The 17,990-nt window shown below is 43.1% G+C and carries 21 protein-coding genes; 7 read left to right on the top strand and 14 right to left on the bottom strand.

The window, feature by feature from the left end; genetic code table 11:
- Nucleotides 1-28 precede the first annotated feature (28 nt).
- From recG to WCY03_RS01835, 8 genes are all read right to left on the bottom strand, one after another.
- Nucleotides 29-1,828 (bottom strand): ATP-dependent DNA helicase RecG, encoded by a 1,800-nt coding sequence (gene recG, locus WCY03_RS01870; protein WP_345993303.1) that lies wholly within the window; start codon nt 1,826-1,828, stop codon nt 29-31.
- 68 nt (nt 1,829-1,896) lie between these two features.
- Nucleotides 1,897-3,129 carry a pitrilysin family protein gene (locus tag WCY03_RS01865; protein ID WP_345993302.1) on the bottom strand — a complete coding sequence of 411 codons (1,233 nt, stop codon included), beginning with the start codon at nt 3,127-3,129 and terminating at the stop codon, nt 1,897-1,899.
- A 38-nt stretch (nt 3,130-3,167) separates the two neighbouring features.
- Nucleotides 3,168-4,223, bottom strand: a complete 1,056-nt coding sequence (locus WCY03_RS01860) for a dehypoxanthine futalosine cyclase (protein WP_345993301.1) — start codon at nt 4,221-4,223, stop codon at nt 3,168-3,170.
- On the bottom strand, nt 4,208-4,651 hold the full coding sequence (locus WCY03_RS01855; RefSeq protein ID WP_345993300.1) for a DUF302 domain-containing protein: 444 nt from the start codon (nt 4,649-4,651) through the stop codon (nt 4,208-4,210). Before WCY03_RS01855 ends, WCY03_RS01860 begins: the two co-directional genes overlap by 16 nt.
- 21 nt (nt 4,652-4,672) lie before the next feature.
- Nucleotides 4,673-5,077: a transcription antitermination factor NusB gene (nusB, locus tag WCY03_RS01850; RefSeq protein ID WP_345993299.1), complete on the bottom strand. Its 405-nt coding sequence runs from the start codon at nt 5,075-5,077 to the stop codon at nt 4,673-4,675.
- Nucleotides 5,077-5,544, bottom strand: coding sequence for a 6,7-dimethyl-8-ribityllumazine synthase (ribE, locus tag WCY03_RS01845; RefSeq protein ID WP_345993298.1), 468 nt, complete (start codon nt 5,542-5,544; stop codon nt 5,077-5,079). The genes nusB and ribE overlap by 1 nt, the downstream gene beginning before the upstream one ends.
- A 109-nt stretch (nt 5,545-5,653) precedes the next feature.
- Nucleotides 5,654-6,445 (bottom strand): 3-deoxy-8-phosphooctulonate synthase, encoded by a 792-nt coding sequence (gene kdsA, locus WCY03_RS01840; RefSeq protein WP_345993297.1) that lies wholly within the window; start codon nt 6,443-6,445, stop codon nt 5,654-5,656.
- 61 nt (nt 6,446-6,506) lie between these two features.
- Nucleotides 6,507-7,394: a DMT family transporter gene (locus tag WCY03_RS01835; RefSeq protein WP_345993296.1), complete on the bottom strand. Its 888-nt coding sequence runs from the start codon at nt 7,392-7,394 to the stop codon at nt 6,507-6,509.
- A 75-nt stretch (nt 7,395-7,469) separates the two neighbouring features.
- Between WCY03_RS01835 and WCY03_RS01830 the strand changes: the two genes are divergently transcribed.
- The gene (locus WCY03_RS01830) at nt 7,470-8,222 is read left to right on the top strand and encodes a DnaJ domain-containing protein (RefSeq protein WP_345993295.1); all 753 of its coding nucleotides are present in this window, start codon (nt 7,470-7,472) and stop codon (nt 8,220-8,222) included.
- Between the two features lie 6 nt (nt 8,223-8,228).
- Here the strand turns inward: WCY03_RS01830 and WCY03_RS01825 are convergent, their stop codons facing one another.
- Nucleotides 8,229-8,669, bottom strand: coding sequence for a phosphoribosyltransferase family protein (locus WCY03_RS01825; RefSeq protein ID WP_345993294.1), 441 nt, complete (start codon nt 8,667-8,669; stop codon nt 8,229-8,231).
- A 12-nt stretch (nt 8,670-8,681) separates the two neighbouring features.
- Complete coding sequence (locus WCY03_RS01820) at nt 8,682-9,122, bottom strand: DoxX family protein (protein WP_345993293.1); 441 nt, start codon at nt 9,120-9,122, stop codon at nt 8,682-8,684.
- Nucleotides 9,123-9,258: 136 nt separating this feature from the next.
- Here WCY03_RS01820 and WCY03_RS01815 point away from each other — a divergent pair, with 136 nt between their 5' ends.
- From WCY03_RS01815 to der, 5 genes are all read left to right on the top strand, one after another.
- Nucleotides 9,259-10,455, top strand: coding sequence for a mechanosensitive ion channel family protein (locus WCY03_RS01815; protein WP_345993292.1), 1,197 nt, complete (start codon nt 9,259-9,261; stop codon nt 10,453-10,455).
- On the top strand, nt 10,448-11,431 hold the full coding sequence (locus WCY03_RS01810; RefSeq protein ID WP_345993291.1) for a hypothetical protein: 984 nt from the start codon (nt 10,448-10,450) through the stop codon (nt 11,429-11,431). Before WCY03_RS01815 ends, WCY03_RS01810 begins: the two co-directional genes overlap by 8 nt.
- 49 nt (nt 11,432-11,480) lie before the next feature.
- A complete protein-coding gene (locus WCY03_RS01805; protein WP_345993290.1) occupies nt 11,481-12,068 on the top strand; it encodes an LPP20 family lipoprotein in 588 nt (195 codons plus the stop codon).
- Nucleotides 12,065-12,469 carry a hypothetical protein gene (locus tag WCY03_RS01800; RefSeq protein ID WP_345993289.1) on the top strand — a complete coding sequence of 135 codons (405 nt, stop codon included), beginning with the start codon at nt 12,065-12,067 and terminating at the stop codon, nt 12,467-12,469. The genes WCY03_RS01805 and WCY03_RS01800 overlap by 4 nt, the downstream gene beginning before the upstream one ends.
- Nucleotides 12,470-12,607: 138 nt before the next feature.
- Nucleotides 12,608-14,074: a ribosome biogenesis GTPase Der gene (gene der / locus WCY03_RS01795; RefSeq protein WP_345993288.1), complete on the top strand. Its 1,467-nt coding sequence runs from the start codon at nt 12,608-12,610 to the stop codon at nt 14,072-14,074.
- A 27-nt stretch (nt 14,075-14,101) separates the two neighbouring features.
- On the opposite strand, the gene hemJ is transcribed toward der, so the two are convergent.
- Genes hemJ through raiA form a run of 3 tightly spaced genes read right to left on the bottom strand, consistent with a single transcriptional unit; the run spans nt 14,102 to nt 15,540 of the window.
- Complete coding sequence (gene hemJ, locus WCY03_RS01790; protein ID WP_345993287.1) at nt 14,102-14,545, bottom strand: protoporphyrinogen oxidase HemJ; 444 nt, start codon at nt 14,543-14,545, stop codon at nt 14,102-14,104.
- Nucleotides 14,546-14,566: 21 nt separating this feature from the next.
- Nucleotides 14,567-15,169: a hypothetical protein gene (locus WCY03_RS01785; protein ID WP_345993286.1), complete on the bottom strand. Its 603-nt coding sequence runs from the start codon at nt 15,167-15,169 to the stop codon at nt 14,567-14,569.
- 41 nt (nt 15,170-15,210) lie between these two features.
- Complete coding sequence (gene raiA / locus WCY03_RS01780; RefSeq protein WP_345993285.1) at nt 15,211-15,540, bottom strand: ribosome-associated translation inhibitor RaiA; 330 nt, start codon at nt 15,538-15,540, stop codon at nt 15,211-15,213.
- A gap of 108 nt (nt 15,541-15,648) precedes the next feature.
- On the opposite strand from raiA, the gene trpS reads away from it, so the two are divergent.
- Nucleotides 15,649-16,614 carry a tryptophan--tRNA ligase gene (trpS, locus tag WCY03_RS01775; protein WP_345993284.1) on the top strand — a complete coding sequence of 322 codons (966 nt, stop codon included), beginning with the start codon at nt 15,649-15,651 and terminating at the stop codon, nt 16,612-16,614.
- On the opposite strand, the gene WCY03_RS01770 is transcribed toward trpS, so the two are convergent.
- Nucleotides 16,611-17,798: a hypothetical protein gene (locus WCY03_RS01770; RefSeq protein WP_345993283.1), complete on the bottom strand. Its 1,188-nt coding sequence runs from the start codon at nt 17,796-17,798 to the stop codon at nt 16,611-16,613. The two genes, trpS and WCY03_RS01770, sit on opposite strands and share 4 nt — an antisense overlap.
- Between the last annotated feature and the right edge of the window lie 192 nt (nt 17,799-17,990).

Raw genomic sequence — 17,990 nt, 5'->3', positions numbered from 1 at the left:
AAAAACAAGTTTTTTGAGATATTTTTATTCAAATATTTAAGTCTTTTTTTACCTCTTTGACGATCTCTTCATCTTCACTAAAATCGATCCATTTAAACTCCGAACCGCTTTGATTTACCCCTTTTAGCAGGTCTCCGCTTTTTCGGAACTTCAAATCGAGCTCTGCGATATCAAAACCGTTTTGCGTAGTGCAGAACTGTTTAAGCCTCTCAGATTTGCTTTGATATGTAAAAAGGTAGCAGTAGCCTTTGAGCCCCGTACGGCTTACACGCCCGCGCAGCTGATGAAGGGTCGAGAGCCCGAGCCTTTCGGCACCGACTATTACCACGGTCGAAAGCCGCGGCAGAGAGATTCCGACTTCAACGACCGTCGTAGCTATGAGGATGTCGCCGTTGTCCCTAAAATCCAAAAGAACTTTTTCTTTCTCTTTGTCTTTGCCGTGAGTGACATAGACATTATCGAATTTATCTTCCCAGTAACTTCTCGCCTCATTGATGCTCTGGTAATTGAATGCTTCGCTTTCCTCGACTAACGGGTAAACCAAAAGAACCTGCCGGCCTTGCGTTGTTTCCTCTTTTATATGTTCTAAAAGTTTTGAGAAATCATTTTTTCCTATGACATGGGTCGTTATATCTTTTTTAAAAGGGGTCTTTATGATAAGACTCACGTCAATATGTGCCGATTGGATCATGGCCTGAGTTCTAGGAATCGGTGTTGCACTAAACTGCAATACATGCGCTCTGCTTTCTCCTTCGCTTGCAAGCTTATCGAGCAGGCTTCTCTGCGCGGTTCCGAAACGATGCTGCTCATCGATCATGACAAGCGAGATATCGGGCAGTTCTCTGTACAGCAGCGCATGTGTTCCGACGATAAAATCATATTCGCCAAGATCGACCTTGGAGGTTTTATTCGTTACTAAAACCGTTTTTAAATCCGGCAGAAACTTTAAAGCTTCTTCATAAAGCTGGTTCGCCAAAAGCGTCGTAGGTGCCATCAAAACGGCCTTATACGGTCTTGCCATCATCACAGAAGCAAACATGACCATCGTTTTTCCGCTTCCCACGTCTCCTACTATCATCCTCTTTGCAGCCACATCTTTTGAAAAATCCTCTTTAATATCCTCTATGGCCGACAACTGCTCATCCGTTAAAACAAAGGGTAAAGACTCCTGCCATTTGTCATAATCTGAAAGAAACTTGTGCTTGCATGGAAAATGTCTTTTTTTCTTTGTCAGACGCTTCAGGTTGTCATAGAGTTCCAGATATTTGAAACTGTCGATGTACTCTTTTAAAAGGCCTGTTTTTGATCTATAGGGAATCACGGCTTTTGGGAAATGGACATCCAGTATCTTTTCTATATACTCCTCTTTTATCCCCTCGTCTCTTAAATTTTCCCATGTCAGATGCTTTTGCATAAAACGCATCATCGTGTCGTTTCTAAGCGCTGTTTTATACCTCGGCGTCACTATGCCTGCGTTTGTGATTTTTTTCGGATGCGTTATTATGCAGTGTCCGCCGCTGCAGTTGATGACGCCGTAAAGAAAATATCTCTCACCCTGTACAAACTGCTTGCTCATGTAGGGTTTTGGCTTGAATATAACGGCTTCTAAAGAGTGTGAAAAGTTGTGGACATAGAGATTGATTTTGATAGAATGCGGAGTTTTGACGATAGAGTTCACAGTCGCATCTATAAGCTGTGCGGCTCCCGCTTGCAGATTAGCGTGTAAACGCAGATCCTCATAAGTATGAGGTACGATAAGAGCCAAGTCGATACAAGAAGACGCACCAAGCTTTTTAAGTCTTGCCTCATCCTCTTTATCAAGTCTCATATCAGCTCCTTTACCGATAGTTTACCATCGGTTCTCAAGAGTTAAAATTTATATTGCAAATTGCAATACTATTTTGTTACGACCGCATAAGAGAGAGAAAGTATCTCTTTATGTTTTTTGATAAAATCGTTGAGATCTTGGAGTTTCAGATTCTTGATAAGCTCCAGCTCTTTAGCCGAATATCCGAGTTCCTGACCTTTATAAAACTCCATAAAAGTACGGGAAAGACGTTGTGAAAGCGTCTCGACTCTCAGCGGCTCGCTTCCAAGCAAAAACTTTTTCGTCTGCTCAAGCTCCTCTTCTGTGACACCGCCGTTGACGAAGTTTTCAAATACGCTTTTTACGGTCGCTTTGGCATCGTCTAGAGATTCGAGTTTTGTCTGCAGATAACCCGTGAGGTAAGAACCGGATTTGCCTACATGTACACGCGCATATGCCGAATACGCAAGCCCTTTTTTAACGCGTATCTCTTCCATCAGCCTGCTTCCAAAACCGCCTGTTCCCAGGATGTAAGTAGCCACATGTGCTTTATAGTACTCGTTGTCTCCGACTTTCATATCGTAGGGCGAACCGAAATAGAGATACGCCTGTTTGGTCTCGCGTTTGAGTACGACATCTTTTTCCTGCGAACTCACATTATAGTGTTTGACTTCGCCTGCTTCGCCCACTTGCAGGTTCGAAGCAAGTTCGATTGCTTTTTGTTTGGCTTCTTCAAGCGTAAGGTCTCCGCCAACGACGATGATGAGATTTGATAAAACGATATGTTTGTCCAGAAAATTTTCTACCTCTTCTAGGTTCGTGTCTTTAACGCTTTGTATGGTACCCGAAGCGGGATTTGCAAGAGGAGTTCCTTCGAAAAGCACTTTTTTTAAAGCGTTTGACGCGACATAATCATAATCGTTCTCTTTTGCACTGAGCAAACCTACCATATCGGCTTTTACCTTTTCCAGACTCTTTTGCGTGATATTGGGCTCTTTTAAAAGAGATGAGAACAGATTCATTCCCTCTTTAAACTGCTCTTTGAGCGAACTGTATTCTATGACGAAAGTCTCCGTTCCGATCGACGAACCGATCTGGATCGCTTTTTCATCAAGTGCGGTCGCAAAACCGTTGCTACCAAGAGAAAGCGTTCCCTCGTTCATCATCTTCGAACTCAGCTTCGCAAGCCCCTCTTTATCGCTGACGCTGCCCGCATCCTTAAAGACAAGCTGCATAGACACTATCGGTAGACGATTCTCCTCTTCAAATATCAAAGGGATCTTTACTCCCTTGACCTCTATGTAGTTTATAGTTGCTGCCATTATCACCTGTCCCAATAAAAATAAAGTTAAAAAGAATCTCATTGTGCAAAAATCTCTAACGTTTCATACGCCGTATTGCGTATCGCCGGAATCTCTCCTATGTCACGGATCAACTCCACCATCTCGTCCTTCGCCATTCTAAACCCCGCACCCGCACTTTTAACGACATTTTCTTCCATCATCGTAGAACCCAGATCGTTTGCACCGAAATTAAGCGCCATCTGACCGATGTAAGGACCTTGAGTCACCCATGAACTTTGAATGTTTTGAACATTGTCCAAAAAGAGTCTGGCCACCGCCAAAAGACGAAGATATCTGTTTGGAGTCTGTTTTTCCATGTCAGGGATCAAGCGGAGCAGTTCAGTGTTCTGCCCCTGAAAGCTCCACATGATAAACGCCCTAAAACCGCCCGTTTCATCCTGAAGATCGCGTATCATCTGTAGGTGGTCCAGTATCTCTTCGTCGCTCTCTATCGTTCCGTACATCATGGTAGCGGTTGACTTTATGCCGAGCTTATGCGCTTTTCTGTGGATATCGACCCAAACTTCCGAATCTATTTTTCTCGGCGCAATGATATCGCGTACCCTGTCGCTGAGTATCTCAGCACCCGCGCCGGGAATGGATGCCAGTCCTTTTGCATGCAGACGTATCAGTACCTCTTCGACGCTTATACGCGAGACTTTGGCTATAAAGTCTATCTCGATAGACGAAAATCCATGGATAGTGATTGTCGGGTATTTCGTATGGATATGTTCGACCAGATCTTCGTACCACTCGATCTTGAGTTTGGGATGCACTCCGCCTTGAAAAAGTATCTGTGTTCCGCCTATTTCCAGAAGTTCTTCTATCTTCGCGTCTATCTCTTCAAAAGTAAGTACGTAAGCGTCCTCGTCCTTTTCATGGCGGTAAAATGCACAAAACTTGCAGTCCACCCAGCAGATATTCGTATAATTGATGTTCCTATCGACCACAAAGGTCGTTACTCCGTCGGGATGCAGCTCTTTCTTTTTTGCGCTTGCCATACGTCCGAGCTCTTTAAGATCGGCCTCGCGTATAAGTTTTAGTGCTTCCTCTTTTGTCAGTCTTTTTTGCATTGTCCGGCTTTATTTGTAATGTTTTCAAGTACGTCATTCATTTTTCGTACCGTTTTTGAGGCATGAAAGGCATGTTCTGATACAAGCCAGTTCCCGTCTCTATATGCTATTTTAACGACCCCGCTGCTGTTCTTATAGACAAGGATACGTATCGGCAGATCAAGTCCTGCGGTAATATCTTGTTTCATCAGGGTCGAGCCCATTTTTGAATCTCCTAAGATTACCATCTTCGATTCGTTCAGTCTCATACCGATTTTCTCTGCATCTGCGCTGTGGTCTATAACGGCGAATATTTTCATACCTTCGTTTTTGGCCATACTTTTTATAACACTCACCGTGTCATCGACACTGCAAATACTGTTTTTTACGATCATATCGCCGGCAAAGAGCGATAAAGTAAAAACCGTTAAAAGAATGAGCTTTTTCATCGGGTATAATCCTCTCGGCGATTACGCTTCTTTATCCTTTGAGATCGAATCGAGCACACCGTTTATGAACTTGGGAGACTGTTCCGTAGCAAATGCTTTGGCCACCTCGATAGCTTCATTGATAACGACGGCCGAATCAAGCTCGCTGAAAAGTATCTCATAAGCTCCAAGACGCAGCGTCGCACGTTCGACAGAACCTAAGCGCTCAAAATCCCAGTCTTTGAGATGTTTTATGATCGCTTTGTCAACACGCTCGAGATTTTGCATGACGCCGTCAAAAAGCGTCAAAGCAAAATCACGCTGCTTGTTGCGGATCTTTTTTTCTTCTAGTATCTCATCCGAAAAATCCGCAATGGCTCCGTTTCCAAGGTCATAAGCATAAAGCAGGCTCACGACCGCCATTCTGGCTTGATGGCGCGTCGCCATTATTTGATACCCTCATAAAGATCTAGCATCTCTATCACCGTCGTCATCGCTTCAAAGCCTTTATTTCCGGCTTTTGTTCCCGCACGCTCTATAGCCTGCTCGATATCGTCGGTGGTCAAAAGCCCGAAAGAGACCGGTTTTTGGTATTTCAAACTCATAGAGGCGATCCCTTTCGTCGCTTCGGCAGCCACATAGTCAAAATGCGGCGTCGAACCGCGGATAACGGCGCCAAGCGCACAGATAGCGTCATATTTACCGCTTGCCAAAAGTCTGTCGACCACCATAGGAAGCTCGAACGCACCCGGAATAAGTACATGAGTCAGATCACCCTCGTTGCCTCCGTGGCGGGCAAATGCGTCTTTTGCGCCTTCGACAAGTCTGTCGACTATGAAATGGTTCCATCTCGTACTTACTATGGCAATCTTTTTGCCGTTAATGACTTTTAATTTACCTTCGATCAAATTCATTGTAATCAATCTCCCTTATTATTTAAATTTATCCGTAAAAAAAACAAGTTTTTTTACTTCGCCAAGACCGCCGTAGTCACGAAAGCTTCTCTTTTTTCAAAAGAGAGAATCATATCTCTCTGATCTTCTTTATCTTGCTGACAAGCCCTTCAAGCTCATCTAGTTTTATCATGTTGGGGCCGTCGCTTAAAGCGATGCTCGGATCAAAATGCGTCTCGAAAAAAAACCCGTCTACGCCCACGGCTGCCGCTGCGCTTGCGAGGTAGGGCACCATCGAACTGTCTCCGCCGGTCTTTCCGCCGAGCGCACCCGGCGATTGAACAGAGTGCGTCGCGTCAAAGATCGTCGGCGCGAATTCCCTCATAACGACCAGACTTCTCATATCCACCACGATGTTGCCGTAGCCGAACGAACTTCCTCTTTCGCACAGGTACACGCCGTGTTTGACGGAGTTCTCATAGCTTACTTCGTCGCATCCGCGGGTCTTGAGGACTTTGAGCACCGAGTATTTCATATCGGGCGGATTGATGAACTGTCCTTTTTTGATATTGACCTCTTTGTCGGTTTTCGCACACGCTACGAGCAGATCCGTCTGACGACAGAGAAAAGCGGGTATCTGAAGCATATCCGCAATCTCTGCCACGGCGGGAACCTGCACCGATTCATGAACGTCGGTCACGACCTTGTAACCGAAATCGTTTTTGACTTTTTCCAAAATACGAAGCCCTTCGTCCATACCCGGTCCGCGGAAACTTTCCAAAGAGGTACGGTTGGCTTTGTCAAAACTGGATTTAAAATAAAAATCGATCGTCGGATCGTTTTGATAGACCTCTAACGCTTTGGCTATTTTAAAAATATTTTCTTCGCTTTCAATAACACAAGGTCCGGCCAAGAGTTTCATATATGTGCCTTACATAAAAATAGGATACGATTATAGCATAATGAGCTATATGTAAGATAAATCACTTCGCTTTTGCTACTAAAATTCCCGCCGTTACGATCAGGACTATTCCTGCTGTTGTGAGGGCACCGGGCAGAGAATCACCCAAAAATACTCCCACTACGATTGAAAACGGAATGTTCGTATAACTTACGGCACCGACGATACCCGCTTTGCTCACACCGTACGCTCTTGTCATGTATACCTGTGCAAGAGTCGCCAAAAGCCCCATTGCAAAGACATACAGCCATACTATGCCGCTTGGCATAACAAATTTTGCGAACATAAAATCAAAGCCGGGAATCTGTACATACGGGGAGATAAAAAGCAGAATCGCCGGACCTATAGTGCCCACACCCATAAACGACAAGACTATTGCCCTCGTATCGTAATACCGTTTGAGTTCTCTTACTGAAGTATAGGCAAGGGCGGCACCCACACCGCTGAATATCCCCAAGATATCGTATTTGCTGAAACTCAGTCCGTTTGGCTGTGTTATGAAAAGTATACCGACAAATCCCAAAAAGACCGCACTCCATCCTTTAAATGAAAGTTTCTCGTTTAAAAAAAGCCAGGCAAAAAGTGCGGTGAAGATGGGAGATGTCTTTGAAAACGTCATCGCATCGCCAAGAGGGATGTGCGCGATATTGTAAAAAAACGCCAAGAGCGCCGTAAACCCCATCAGACCCCTGAAAAAAAGCAGAAAAGGTTTTCCGCCGACATGTTTCATGGGACTCTTTAATACGGCAAATCCGACGATAAGCACACCGAACACGTTTCTAAAAAATACTACTTCAAGCGAACTCATATGCTGGCTTGAGAGTTTAGCAAACGCACCCATAACGGCAAAGATCAACGACGAAAAAAGCATATACTTTACACCGTTATCGATTGTAATTTTGAATTTCATAGGCAAAATTATATCGGCGTTAGCTTGATTTACGTATAATTGCTTTATATATAAGAACAGATAAGGAGAGTTTAATTGAATACGATCATACTGATGATCTTGGTGCTGGGTGTTTTTTTATATCTGTCAAAAGGATATAGGAGATACAATACAAACTACGAAGAGCAGTTTAAAAACTTTTCCGTCTCAAAAGAGGCGATCGAACGCAGTGAACTCGGTGTTTTCGTTTCTCTCGTCGCAAAAGTGGCAAAAGCCGACGGTAGAGTAGATGCACTTGAAGCCGAACTTGTCGGCAATATGTTCACCGATGTTTCGCGCGTGTTTCCAGAACCCGAGAAGACAAGAGATATTTTAAAACAGATATTTAACGAACAAAAAGATATAACAGGGAATACGGAAGCTTTAGCTCAAACGCTTCAAAGACTCATCTACAGAGATAAGAACAAACAGATCCAGATGATGGGCTTTTTGATCCAGCTGGCCTTTGTGGACGGAGAGGTAAGCAAATCCGAAGAACAGGTGCTGATAAGTATCGCAGAAGCCCTGCAGATCGATCCGAAGATCTATCACGGCATCTTCGATCAATTCGAGTCCATGATAAAAAATGCCAGACCTCAGGCAACACTTGATGACGCATATAAAATATTGGGAGTGCACCCGCAAGACTCGCTTGAAACCATCAAAAAAGCATACAGAAAGCTCGTGCGCGAATACCATCCCGATATCATAAAAGCACAGGGAAAAGGCGAAGATTATCTCAAAGAAGCCACGATCAAGACGCAGGAGATAAACAGTGCGTACGAGATGATAAAAAAAGCCCGCTCATAGAACGTTTTACTTAAAATCTCTCTCCCAGAAAAAGTCTATCCAGTCCGGCGCCTCGTTAACGGTAAAGTCCGGCTGATGGATCGATGTCTTTTTATAAAAGAGCGTTGCCGTTTTAAACTCTGCTTGAGGGTTGTCGTTTTGCAGTTTTTGCATTATCGCCTCGAGCGTATCGCCGCTGTCGGCTATGTCGTCAACTACCAAAACGCGTTTTTTATTTAAAAGATCACATTCGCCGAAGATGCAGATACCCTCTCTTTTGACATCGTTATCATACAGCTCGGTGCGGATCGATTCGACCGCTCTTATGCCCAACCCCTCGGCCATTGCGTGAGCGAGCGTCAGGCCGCCGCGCGCGACGGCGACTATGACCTCCGGCTCAAAACCACTTACCTCACCGATAAGTTTACGTGTATCGTCTCTAAAATTTTCATAGCTATAATAAATCATAGCGGTATTATATCAAGCTTTTTTTTCAAATATGAAATTATCAAGACTAAAACGCCCCGCTCCATGCGATATGAACACGAGCAGGAACAAGATGTAATAAACGGGGATCTCAAAACCGTTGTTGCCGCACTCAAACCCGTTGTGGATATGCACGGTAAAGATAGCGACAAGCATCACAACTATCAACGGTATCGAGATCAAACGGGTAAAAAGTCCTAAAGTAAGTAATACAACGCCCGTTATCTCTGTCGTTGCGGCCATATAGGCATTGAGATGCGCAAACGGTATTCCCAAAGATGCGAACCAGTCCCCTATGGCACCTATATCGCTCCATTTTCTCATAGCCGGACCGTAAAAACCGTATGCCAAGACCAATCTGGCAAGAAGCAGTGACAATGACTTTAATTTCCCGCCAAAATCCGAAAATTTGATGTAGTACTCTTTTAAGTTCATAATAAACTCCTTGTAAGGGAATATCATATCATATAAATATAAGTTTATATGATATAAAAAATGTAAATAAAAAAATATTTTGCTTCTTTTCAATATTTTATAGATAGAATTTTAAAAAAGCAGCAAAGGAAACGGTTTGGACAACAATGCAACGTATACGATGAGACTGGGAAAAGAACTCTATAACTCTTTTGAACATGTTTTATCAAAATGGATAACCCTTCCTGATGGAGTAGTCCGTTTTTTTTCAAACGAAGTTCTCGGAAACTCTCTTTCAAGATGGGCCTTTTCCATCTTTATGTTCGCTATATTTTTCCTTTTGAGAAAACAGATAACAAGACTTGTACAAAATATTCTCAACAGGATCTCAAGCACTATCCAGTCATCGGACAATATCCAGTCAAACGTCTCCAAACCGCTCTTTAACATCATTCATAAGCCGCTGCGCTGGGCGATCTTGCTAGTGGGATTCAATATCTCCATATCAAGTCTGAACTTCGAGAAAGGGATTAACACCGTTTTGATCACCCTCTCTCACTCCTTTAGGATCTTTTTAGTTGCATGGGTCCTTTTTCTGGCGGTGGATTTTTTATATACCAGCTCTAAAATCCTGCTGAAAAAAAACCGCAATCAATCATTTTACAACTTTATGAATCTCACCAGAAAATTTGTAAAGATAATCATCGGGGTGGTATCGGCGATATTCTTCCTCGATCTGTGGGGATACAATGTAAACGGGCTTATCGCTTCACTTGGACTCGTCGGTATGGCCGTCGCACTTGCCGCGCAGGACACTACGAAAAACATCTTCGGCGCGCTCATGATATTTGCGGATACTCCGTTTAAAGTGGGTGACTGGATACAAACACCCCAGACGGAAGGTTTTATAGAGGAGATAGGCATGCGCTCGACCAAGGTCAGAACCTTTGAAGATGCACTCGTAAGCGTTCCAAACGGGGTCATGGCCAACGCTTCCATCATAAACTGGTCGGCAATGACGAAAAGACGTATCAAGATGTATCTCGGGCTGACATATTCAACGACGCCCGAGCAGATGAAAAACATCTTAAAAGAGATGAGAGAACTTCTTCAAAACGACCCGGATATCGATCAAAAAACCGTTTTCGTGAACTTTACGGATTACAACAGCAGTTCTCTGGATATATTTTGCTACTTCTTCACAAGATCCACCGTTTGGGGAGAGTACCTGAACATAAGAGAGAGAATAAACCTGGAGTTCATGCAGATCGTTCACAATAATCATGCCTCCTTCGCCTTCCCTTCTCAATCTCTTTATATCGAAAAGAACGGCACGAGAGATATCGATGTATAAAGCTCTGTTCTGCCTTATCGCGACTCTTATTATTAGCGGATGCAGTATAAAAAAAGCAGAAGAGAAGCCTCCGCCATGGTATATGAACCCTCCAAAAGACAGCGAATTTATCTATGAAACGGCATCTGCCACAACTCTTCTGGGTGCCCGCAACAACGCTTTGCTTTTGATAAACCGAAATCTCTATTCACAAATCATGAAAACATTTAAAGCTTCCAACAGCCCTTTGCATATAAAAAACGAGCTGGAATATAAAGAGTTGATGCAGGCATCTTCAAAGGCGGTGAACGATATTGTTTTTCAAAGTATAAAGATTCTTCATACCATCCAGTTTCATTCGAATCAGTTTATTCTCCTCGCCGTGCCGAAAAATATGATATTTCAAAAAGAGAAGAAGAAGCTTGATGCACTCTATGAGCCTTTAAAAAAAGAGCTCGAATCGATCGACGGACTGAGTACACTCGAACAGTATGCCAGATTAAAACCTGCAGCACAAAAACTAAACAAGATCGCAGTGCTTGCCGCTTTACTTCAAACGCTCTCGGCCGGATTCGATACACATGAATATTTTACCTTCGTCAACGATACCAAAGAAAGAACTGCCGCCATCAAAAACTCCATGTCCGTCAGAGTCCTCGGAGACTTTAACTCCCTGAAATTGGTAAACCAGTTAAAGCAGGGCCTCAGCAAAGAGGATATTTTTATAGACAAAACCCTAAACAGAGAAAACGGTTACGATATATTTATGCTAACGGATGCAGCACAAAAGACAGATTCCCGATTTTTTAACATAGTATTGACGGTAAAGATCATTACGGCGACCAAAGACAAGAAGATCATATCGGTAAAGACTCATACCTTTACGGGAAAATCGAATAAAAGTTACGAAGATGCAAAGCTGCAGGCGGAATCGAATATGAATGCCAGACTCAGATCTTTAAGAATATTTGACTTCTTGGGATTAATCAAAAAGTAAGAATATCTATGTATAATTATTTATACTAATCCAGAACAGGAGTCATGTCATGATCAAAAACTTTAAAACAATCGCAATGGGAGTAGTTGTAGCGGCTACTTTAGTAGGCTGCGGTCAACCGAAACCGGCACAAGACGAAGGTGATTTCCGTTGTAAACAAGACGGCGTACTTGCTCCGAAATGGACATGTAATCCGCAAAGTTACGAAGGTGCCATAGTCGGTCTCGGCAGCGCCCAAAACAGTAAAGCTGGAATGAATTTTACAAGAAACAATGCCATGGCTGCGGCTCGTAACGATCTTGCTTTACAGATCGAAACACAAGTCAAAGCAAAAGTCGAAAATTTCGTACGCGGTACGGGTGTGGGTGACAAAGAGGTCGTAGACAGCGTCTCGACACAAGTATCGAAACAACTGACAAAAACTACGCTAAACGGCTCTAAACAATTAGAGTTCTGGCAGAATCCAGAAAGCAAAACGGTGTATGTATTAGTCGGTGTTCCAAACGACGTTGTCAATAAAGAAGCAAAAAAAGAGATCGTTAAGAGTTCTCATAACAACGAAGACGCACTATGGCAGCAATTTCAATCAAAACAAGCGTTAGATTCACTAGAGAAAGAGTTTCCTACCGATAAATGAGAGTAGTACTCCTCTCGTTACTACTCCTACTGTTTCCGGGATGCAGCTATGAAGCTGCACCTGCAAAAAAACAGCTCTCAACATATCCGGCTTGGATCAACAACCCGTGTCTCGGCGGTGTTACCGGCTCTGTCGGAAGCAGCCTGCCTCACTTTAAAGGTCCCGCTTACCAGCGTAAACTTGCTATCAGCAGGGCTCTGGATGAACTGGCTCTTCAAAAAGGCGTAGAAATAGACCTCGTCGCAAAACGGGAACAGACTTCCAAAAACGACAATGTACGCTCAACAAGCGATATTCAAAGTGAACAGAGGGTCACAAACTCAAAAGTCACGGCGCATATCGAAGCAACATATACGGACCCCCAGACGAAAGAACTCTTTGTCTGGATGGTTTTGGATTAAACTTTTGTCCACCTTAACGGCGGACGCCTCTTTTTCGCTATAATTACGCAAAATATTTAACTTCAAAAACATTTTTACAAATCGTTGGGATCTTTTACTGTTTATAAAAATGTTTTTAATCACATACAAAGAGACACTATGAAAAAAATCGCCATTATCGGCCAGCCAAATGTCGGAAAAAGCTCACTATTTAACCGTTTGCTAAAAAAACGGGATGCAATCACATCCGAACAAGCGGGGACAACACGCGATGTAAAACGCCGCATAGCCCAGATACTTGATAAACAGGTAGAACTTCTTGATACCGGCGGACTGGACAAAGGGTGTGAGCTTTTTGACAAAATAAAAGAGAAATCGCTTGAAGCTGCAAACAAAGCGGATATCATTCTTTACATGGTAGACGGTAAGACCCTGCCCGATGAAAACGACAAAAAACTTTTTTATCAGCTCGAATCACTTAACAAAGATGTAGCCCTTGTCGTTAACAAGATAGACAACGACAGCCAAAAAGAGAAACTCTGGGATTACTACGAGTTCGGCACCGATCTTATCTTCGGCATCTCCGTTGCACATAACCGCAGCATAAACCCGCTCATAGAGTGGATATATGATCTTCTTCCCGATGAGGACAAAATAATCGAAGCGGATGAAACGGACGAAGAGGAAGATGAGTTCGAACCCTCCGTCTACGACTATGTCCCAGAAGATGAAGAGAGTGAAGAGGGATATGTTGATTTTGACGAAGAGGAGGTGGATGACGACTCTATATTCGGTATGAACGACATGATAAAAGAGTTCGATCCAGAGGATCTCAATCACATCAAAATAGCGATTATCGGCCGTGTGAACGTCGGAAAAAGTTCTCTTCTCAACGCTCTGTTAAAAGAGGACAGATCTGTTGTCAGCGACGTTGCGGGAACTACGATAGACCCGATCGATGAAAGCGTGGACTATCAGGGCAAAACCTTGACCTTTGTCGATACCGCGGGTATCCGCCGCCGCGGAAAGATAGAGGGAATAGAAAGGTTCGCATTGATGCGAACGGAGCAGATGCTCGAGAGCGCAAATATGGCTCTTGTCGTCTTGGATGCTTCAAATCCGTTTATAGACCTGGATGAAAAAATTGCAGGTCTTGTCGATAAAAATTTTCTCGCCTGTATCATCGTTTTAAACAAATGGGATATCGCAGACAGAGAAAACTACGACAAAATCATCCAAGAGGTACGCGACAGGTTCAAGTTTCTGCACTACGCTCCGATCATAACGATCTCGGCAAAAAGCCATCTTCGCGTAAACAAACTGCTTGATATGATCGTAGAGATAAACGAGAACTTCTCTCAACGCATATCGACGTCGGAACTAAACGAAGTTCTTAACCGTGCAATGCGCCGCCATCAGCTGCCAAGTATGCACGGACAGATCATCCGTATCTATTATGCGACGCAGTACGAGACCAGACCGCCGAGGATTGCACTTATCATGAACAAACCAAAAGGACTTCACTTTACATATAGAAGATATCTGACGAACAAGCTCCGCGAAGCATTTGACTTTAGCGGCGTCCCGGTACTTTTTAAAGCCAAAAAACGGGGCGGTGGAAAATAAGGGCTTAAAAAGCCCTCTTCGTTAAGATCAAAACGGTCTTACCACGACCATCGCAACTATAAGAAGAAGCAGTATGGTCGGCACTTCGTTATAAAACCGGAAAAACTTCCCTGTTTTGGTGCAAGTACCGCTTTGCAGTTTTTTACGTATAACATCAAGCGAGATGAAATAAGCTATCAGAAGTGCTACGAAAAACAGTTTCGCGTGCAGCCATCCTCCCGTTTTAAACAGATTGACGCCGTACTCGCCGGTTGACAGGTATATCATCAAACCACCGCTTAATATCGTCGCCCACATTGCCGGAACTCCGATATATTTATAGAGTTTGTACTCCATTATTTTCACGACTTCCAAAAATCCTGCATTGTCTTCATGCTCTTTATGGTAGACAAAAAGACGAGGCAGATAAAATATAGCCGCGAACCAAGATACAAAAGATATGACATGAAACCAGATTATCCAATTATACATAACGCTTCTCCCTGTTTTGATTTAAAAGTTTTTCTCTATATAAAGAGCTTCATAATTCGAGCCGCCGTGCCTGACGTTATTGACAAGCCCGAATACGCCCGAACGGTGTTTTAAAACGACTCCGAAATACGTATCTTTCAAAGGCTTGTATTTCAGGAGTCTGCCTATATCGAAATCCAGACTGAGCTCCAGATAGTTCAGGTAATTCGAGTTATTGTCCCGATTTCTGGTTGCTTCCTCTTTTTCGATATATATGATCCCGTATGTGTACGACGCACCCTCTGCCGCGCCGAAGCGGACACGGTTTTGTGAAAAATCAAAATTATAATATCCTTTAAAATAAAGCGTGTTCTCATACACGTCTTTTTGGTAACCGTTCTCTAGAAACTTGGCAAATCCGCCTTTTATATAGATATCAAACGGGAGATCAAATACGTTCTCGGCTATCTTATACCCTGCATCCACCATCATCACATGCGTACTTGCATGATGGGGAGCTATCTGAGAGCTGATTATTTGGCCGAAATCATTTGCATCTGCACGGCCGTAAGCTACCCTTACATCATAATCGTTTTGAGCATAAAGATTTATTAAACACAGAAAGAGGAGAAAGAGTTTTTTCAAAATACCGCCTAGAAGTTTTGGCGGTATTATAGTATAAGTTATTAAACTTCGGCAACTTCCACATCACGTAAAGAGGTCCCTTTGTGCGAAACCACTTTATCGTGAAGACGGCGGAGCGCTTTTGTCGTTCGCTCTATCGCAAGATCGATCGCTACGTTAAGATCTTCGTCGCTTTGTGAGATGACCACCGGTTGTGCATGTGCGATATGTATATCAAATTCGACGCTGACACCTTTTTTTTCTTTTGCAATATTTACATTATAACTTGTCGTATCAAGACCATATTTACGAAACGTATCGATGGCACTGTTTATATGCGCTTTTGCAGAATCTGTCAATGTTAAATCTTTTGCTCTGATTTGTATACTCATAATGTATCCTTTATATAGGCGATAAAATGCCTTTATTTATCTAAAGAATAGCACACCGAAACTGAATTGGATATAATTTCAAAAAAATAATTGAAAAATGGAAATGAAATGAGAGTTTTTACAGGAATCCAGCCTTCAGGGGATCTTCACATCGGAAACTTTTTCGGCTCGATAAAGCCCATGATAGAGGAACAGGACAAAAATGAAGTATTTGCCTTCATTGCGAACTACCATGCGATGACGACGGTAAACGACGGTGAAAAATTAAAGCACTTAACCATGCAGGCGGCGACAGACTTTTTGGCGCTCGGCATAGATCCTCAAAGATCGACGTTTTGGGTGCAGTCCGACGTCAAAGAGGTCTTGGAACTCTACTGGGTACTTTCTTCGTTCACGCCTACGGGTCTTTTGGAGCGTGCCCACAGCTACAAAGACAAAACGGCACGCGGATTTACGACAAACCATTCTCTCTTCTCATACCCGGTCTTGATGGCTGCGGATATCTTGCTGTTTTCGCCGGACATCGTCCCCGTCGGCAAAGATCAGATCCAGCATGTCGAAATAGCCCGCGACATAGCGATAAAGTTCAACAATGCCTACGGCGATGTTTTAAAGATCCCGCAATACAGAGTCGATGAAAATGTAGCGACAGTTCCTGGAACCGACGGGCAGAAGATGTCAAAAAGCTACGGTAACACCATAAATATTTTTGGTGAAGAAAAGCAGCAGCAAAAGACTATCAAAAAGATCGTAACGCAAAACGTTCCTATGGAAGAACCTAAGGAGTACGAAGGGTGTAACGTATACAACATCGCAAAACTGTTCTTAGCCGACAAAGAGCGCATCGCGTTGGAACAGAGATACAAACAGGGAGGAGAAGGCCACGGGCACTTCAAGCTTTATCTCTCGGAGGTGATCTGGGAATACTACGCGCCCTACAGACAAAAACGCGAATATTATGCACGCCATCAAGATGAAGTAAGGGATATACTGCATGCCGGCGCGGTCAAAGCAAGAGAAGCGGCAGGCGATATTATAGAAAAAGTGAGATCGCTTACGGGTATCTTATACTAATATTTTACGGATACTTTTGCGATAGGCATTTTTTGCGACCAGACAGGATCTTTGAGCTTAAGTATCTTTCTCACTTCGTCGTTTACCAGTCTGTATGAGACCGTAATCACGGCTGTCGTCGCTTTTTTATTATATTTTATCTTTATGACCTTTTCACCTTTTGCAGGCACCGAATCATCCGCAGAAGATCTCTCTGCCATATGGGGAATGGTCGGTTTTTTGTATTTGCTCAAATAGTGTTTGGTTAGCGATACAAAATCCTTGCCGACCTTCCCGTTAAAATTTTTATACTCTATCTCAATAAGGACTTCACGGGAACCAAACCCGCTTGGTATGTTATGAGGCAGATCGTTTTTCAAAGTAATGACAAGATCGTCTCCAGAGATATCCGCACTTACTTTTAAAGCATCTTTCCACATAGAACCCGTATGTGCCCCCTCAAATCCATGTGCTCTGATCCGGCGTGCTTTTGGTTTACCGTTGTCTACTCTCAGCGTTGAAGCGTAAAGTTCTCTCTTTTCACCCATATGACAGGTGACGCATTTTTCCTTAGCGCCTTTGTATTCCTCTTGCATATTTATAAAGATCTTGCCCGTAGCGGTATGGTCGTTCGCATGACAGACAAAACAGAGCTGATTTGGGTCCTTATCCATGAACTCTCTGTACTCCGTTTTATGATACGGAGAGTTTGCATCGCTAAAAGGTCCGCTCATCAGGCCTGTTTTTGACCAGGAAACCCTGTTCATTCCTCTGTGCGATTCGTCCAGTTCGCTGTATATCTTATCTATATTGTGGCAGACGACGCAGTTTATCCCTTCGTTCAAGGTATCGTCATGAACAGCTTTATTTACTTTAGAATTCTTGTCCAGTCCCAAAACGGCGGCTATTTCATAGTCTGTATCGGTGCTTGTTACTGAGATACGAGGATTGTGACAGGTTGCACATTCGACCTTTATCGCGTTGAGGCTTTTATGCGTTTTTCTGCTGACATAATCAACGGAAGCTCTGAAATATTCATCTTTTTTGTAGTGGGAATTAAAATGCCAAGAGTTTTTCCATTCTTTTACAATATGGTTGTGACAGGCTTGACAATCGGATGAACTCTTATATTTTTCACCTACAGCGACGACTTTTGCGGCATCTGCAAAAGAGAAAATTAAAAGCATTGATAAGAGATATTTCATCTTTGTCCTCTTAGTACTTAAATAATAAACAGTTATAATATATAGAGTAATAATAACACAGCCAAACTAAATTGTATCTATTTTTGCCGTATTTCTTGATATTTGTCAATAAATACAATTTTAAATAATGATAGACTCCCTCGCGTACTAGACACCATAGACCGAGGATACGAATATGCGTATTTTGATCAT

The organism is Sulfurimonas sp. HSL-1716 (genome assembly GCF_039645975.1).
Classification (GTDB): domain Bacteria; phylum Campylobacterota; class Campylobacteria; order Campylobacterales; family Sulfurimonadaceae; genus Hydrocurvibacter; species Hydrocurvibacter sulfurireducens.
Note: the sequence above shows the minus strand (reverse complement) of the source record. Positions and strands in the feature narration are given on the sequence as shown.

Bases quoted from the DNA above. Each gene is read 5' to 3' on its own strand.
- recG (WP_345993303.1), bottom strand. From the start codon at position 1,828: ATGAGACTTGATAAAGAGGATGAGGCAAGACTTAAAAAGCTTGGTGCG.
- WCY03_RS01865 (WP_345993302.1), bottom strand. From the start codon at position 3,129: ATGGCAGCAACTATAAACTACATAGAGGTCAAGGGAGTAAAGATCCCT.
- WCY03_RS01860 (WP_345993301.1), bottom strand. From the start codon at position 4,223: ATGCAAAAAAGACTGACAAAAGAGGAAGCACTAAAACTTATACGCGAG.
- WCY03_RS01855 (WP_345993300.1), bottom strand. From the start codon at position 4,651: ATGAAAAAGCTCATTCTTTTAACGGTTTTTACTTTATCGCTCTTTGCC.
- nusB (WP_345993299.1), bottom strand. From the start codon at position 5,077: ATGGCGACGCGCCATCAAGCCAGAATGGCGGTCGTGAGCCTGCTTTAT.
- ribE (WP_345993298.1), bottom strand. From the start codon at position 5,544: ATGAATTTGATCGAAGGTAAATTAAAAGTCATTAACGGCAAAAAGATT.
- kdsA (WP_345993297.1), bottom strand. From the start codon at position 6,445: ATGAAACTCTTGGCCGGACCTTGTGTTATTGAAAGCGAAGAAAATATT.
- WCY03_RS01835 (WP_345993296.1), bottom strand. From the start codon at position 7,394: ATGAAATTCAAAATTACAATCGATAACGGTGTAAAGTATATGCTTTTT.
- WCY03_RS01825 (WP_345993294.1), bottom strand. From the start codon at position 8,669: ATGATTTATTATAGCTATGAAAATTTTAGAGACGATACACGTAAACTT.
- WCY03_RS01820 (WP_345993293.1), bottom strand. From the start codon at position 9,122: ATGAACTTAAAAGAGTACTACATCAAATTTTCGGATTTTGGCGGGAAA.
- WCY03_RS01810 (WP_345993291.1), top strand. From the start codon at position 10,448: ATGTATAAAGCTCTGTTCTGCCTTATCGCGACTCTTATTATTAGCGGA.
- WCY03_RS01805 (WP_345993290.1), top strand. From the start codon at position 11,481: ATGATCAAAAACTTTAAAACAATCGCAATGGGAGTAGTTGTAGCGGCT.
- WCY03_RS01800 (WP_345993289.1), top strand. From the start codon at position 12,065: ATGAGAGTAGTACTCCTCTCGTTACTACTCCTACTGTTTCCGGGATGC.
- der (WP_345993288.1), top strand. From the start codon at position 12,608: ATGAAAAAAATCGCCATTATCGGCCAGCCAAATGTCGGAAAAAGCTCA.
- hemJ (WP_345993287.1), bottom strand. From the start codon at position 14,545: ATGTATAATTGGATAATCTGGTTTCATGTCATATCTTTTGTATCTTGG.
- raiA (WP_345993285.1), bottom strand. From the start codon at position 15,540: ATGAGTATACAAATCAGAGCAAAAGATTTAACATTGACAGATTCTGCA.
- trpS (WP_345993284.1), top strand. From the start codon at position 15,649: ATGAGAGTTTTTACAGGAATCCAGCCTTCAGGGGATCTTCACATCGGA.
- WCY03_RS01770 (WP_345993283.1), bottom strand. From the start codon at position 17,798: ATGAAATATCTCTTATCAATGCTTTTAATTTTCTCTTTTGCAGATGCC.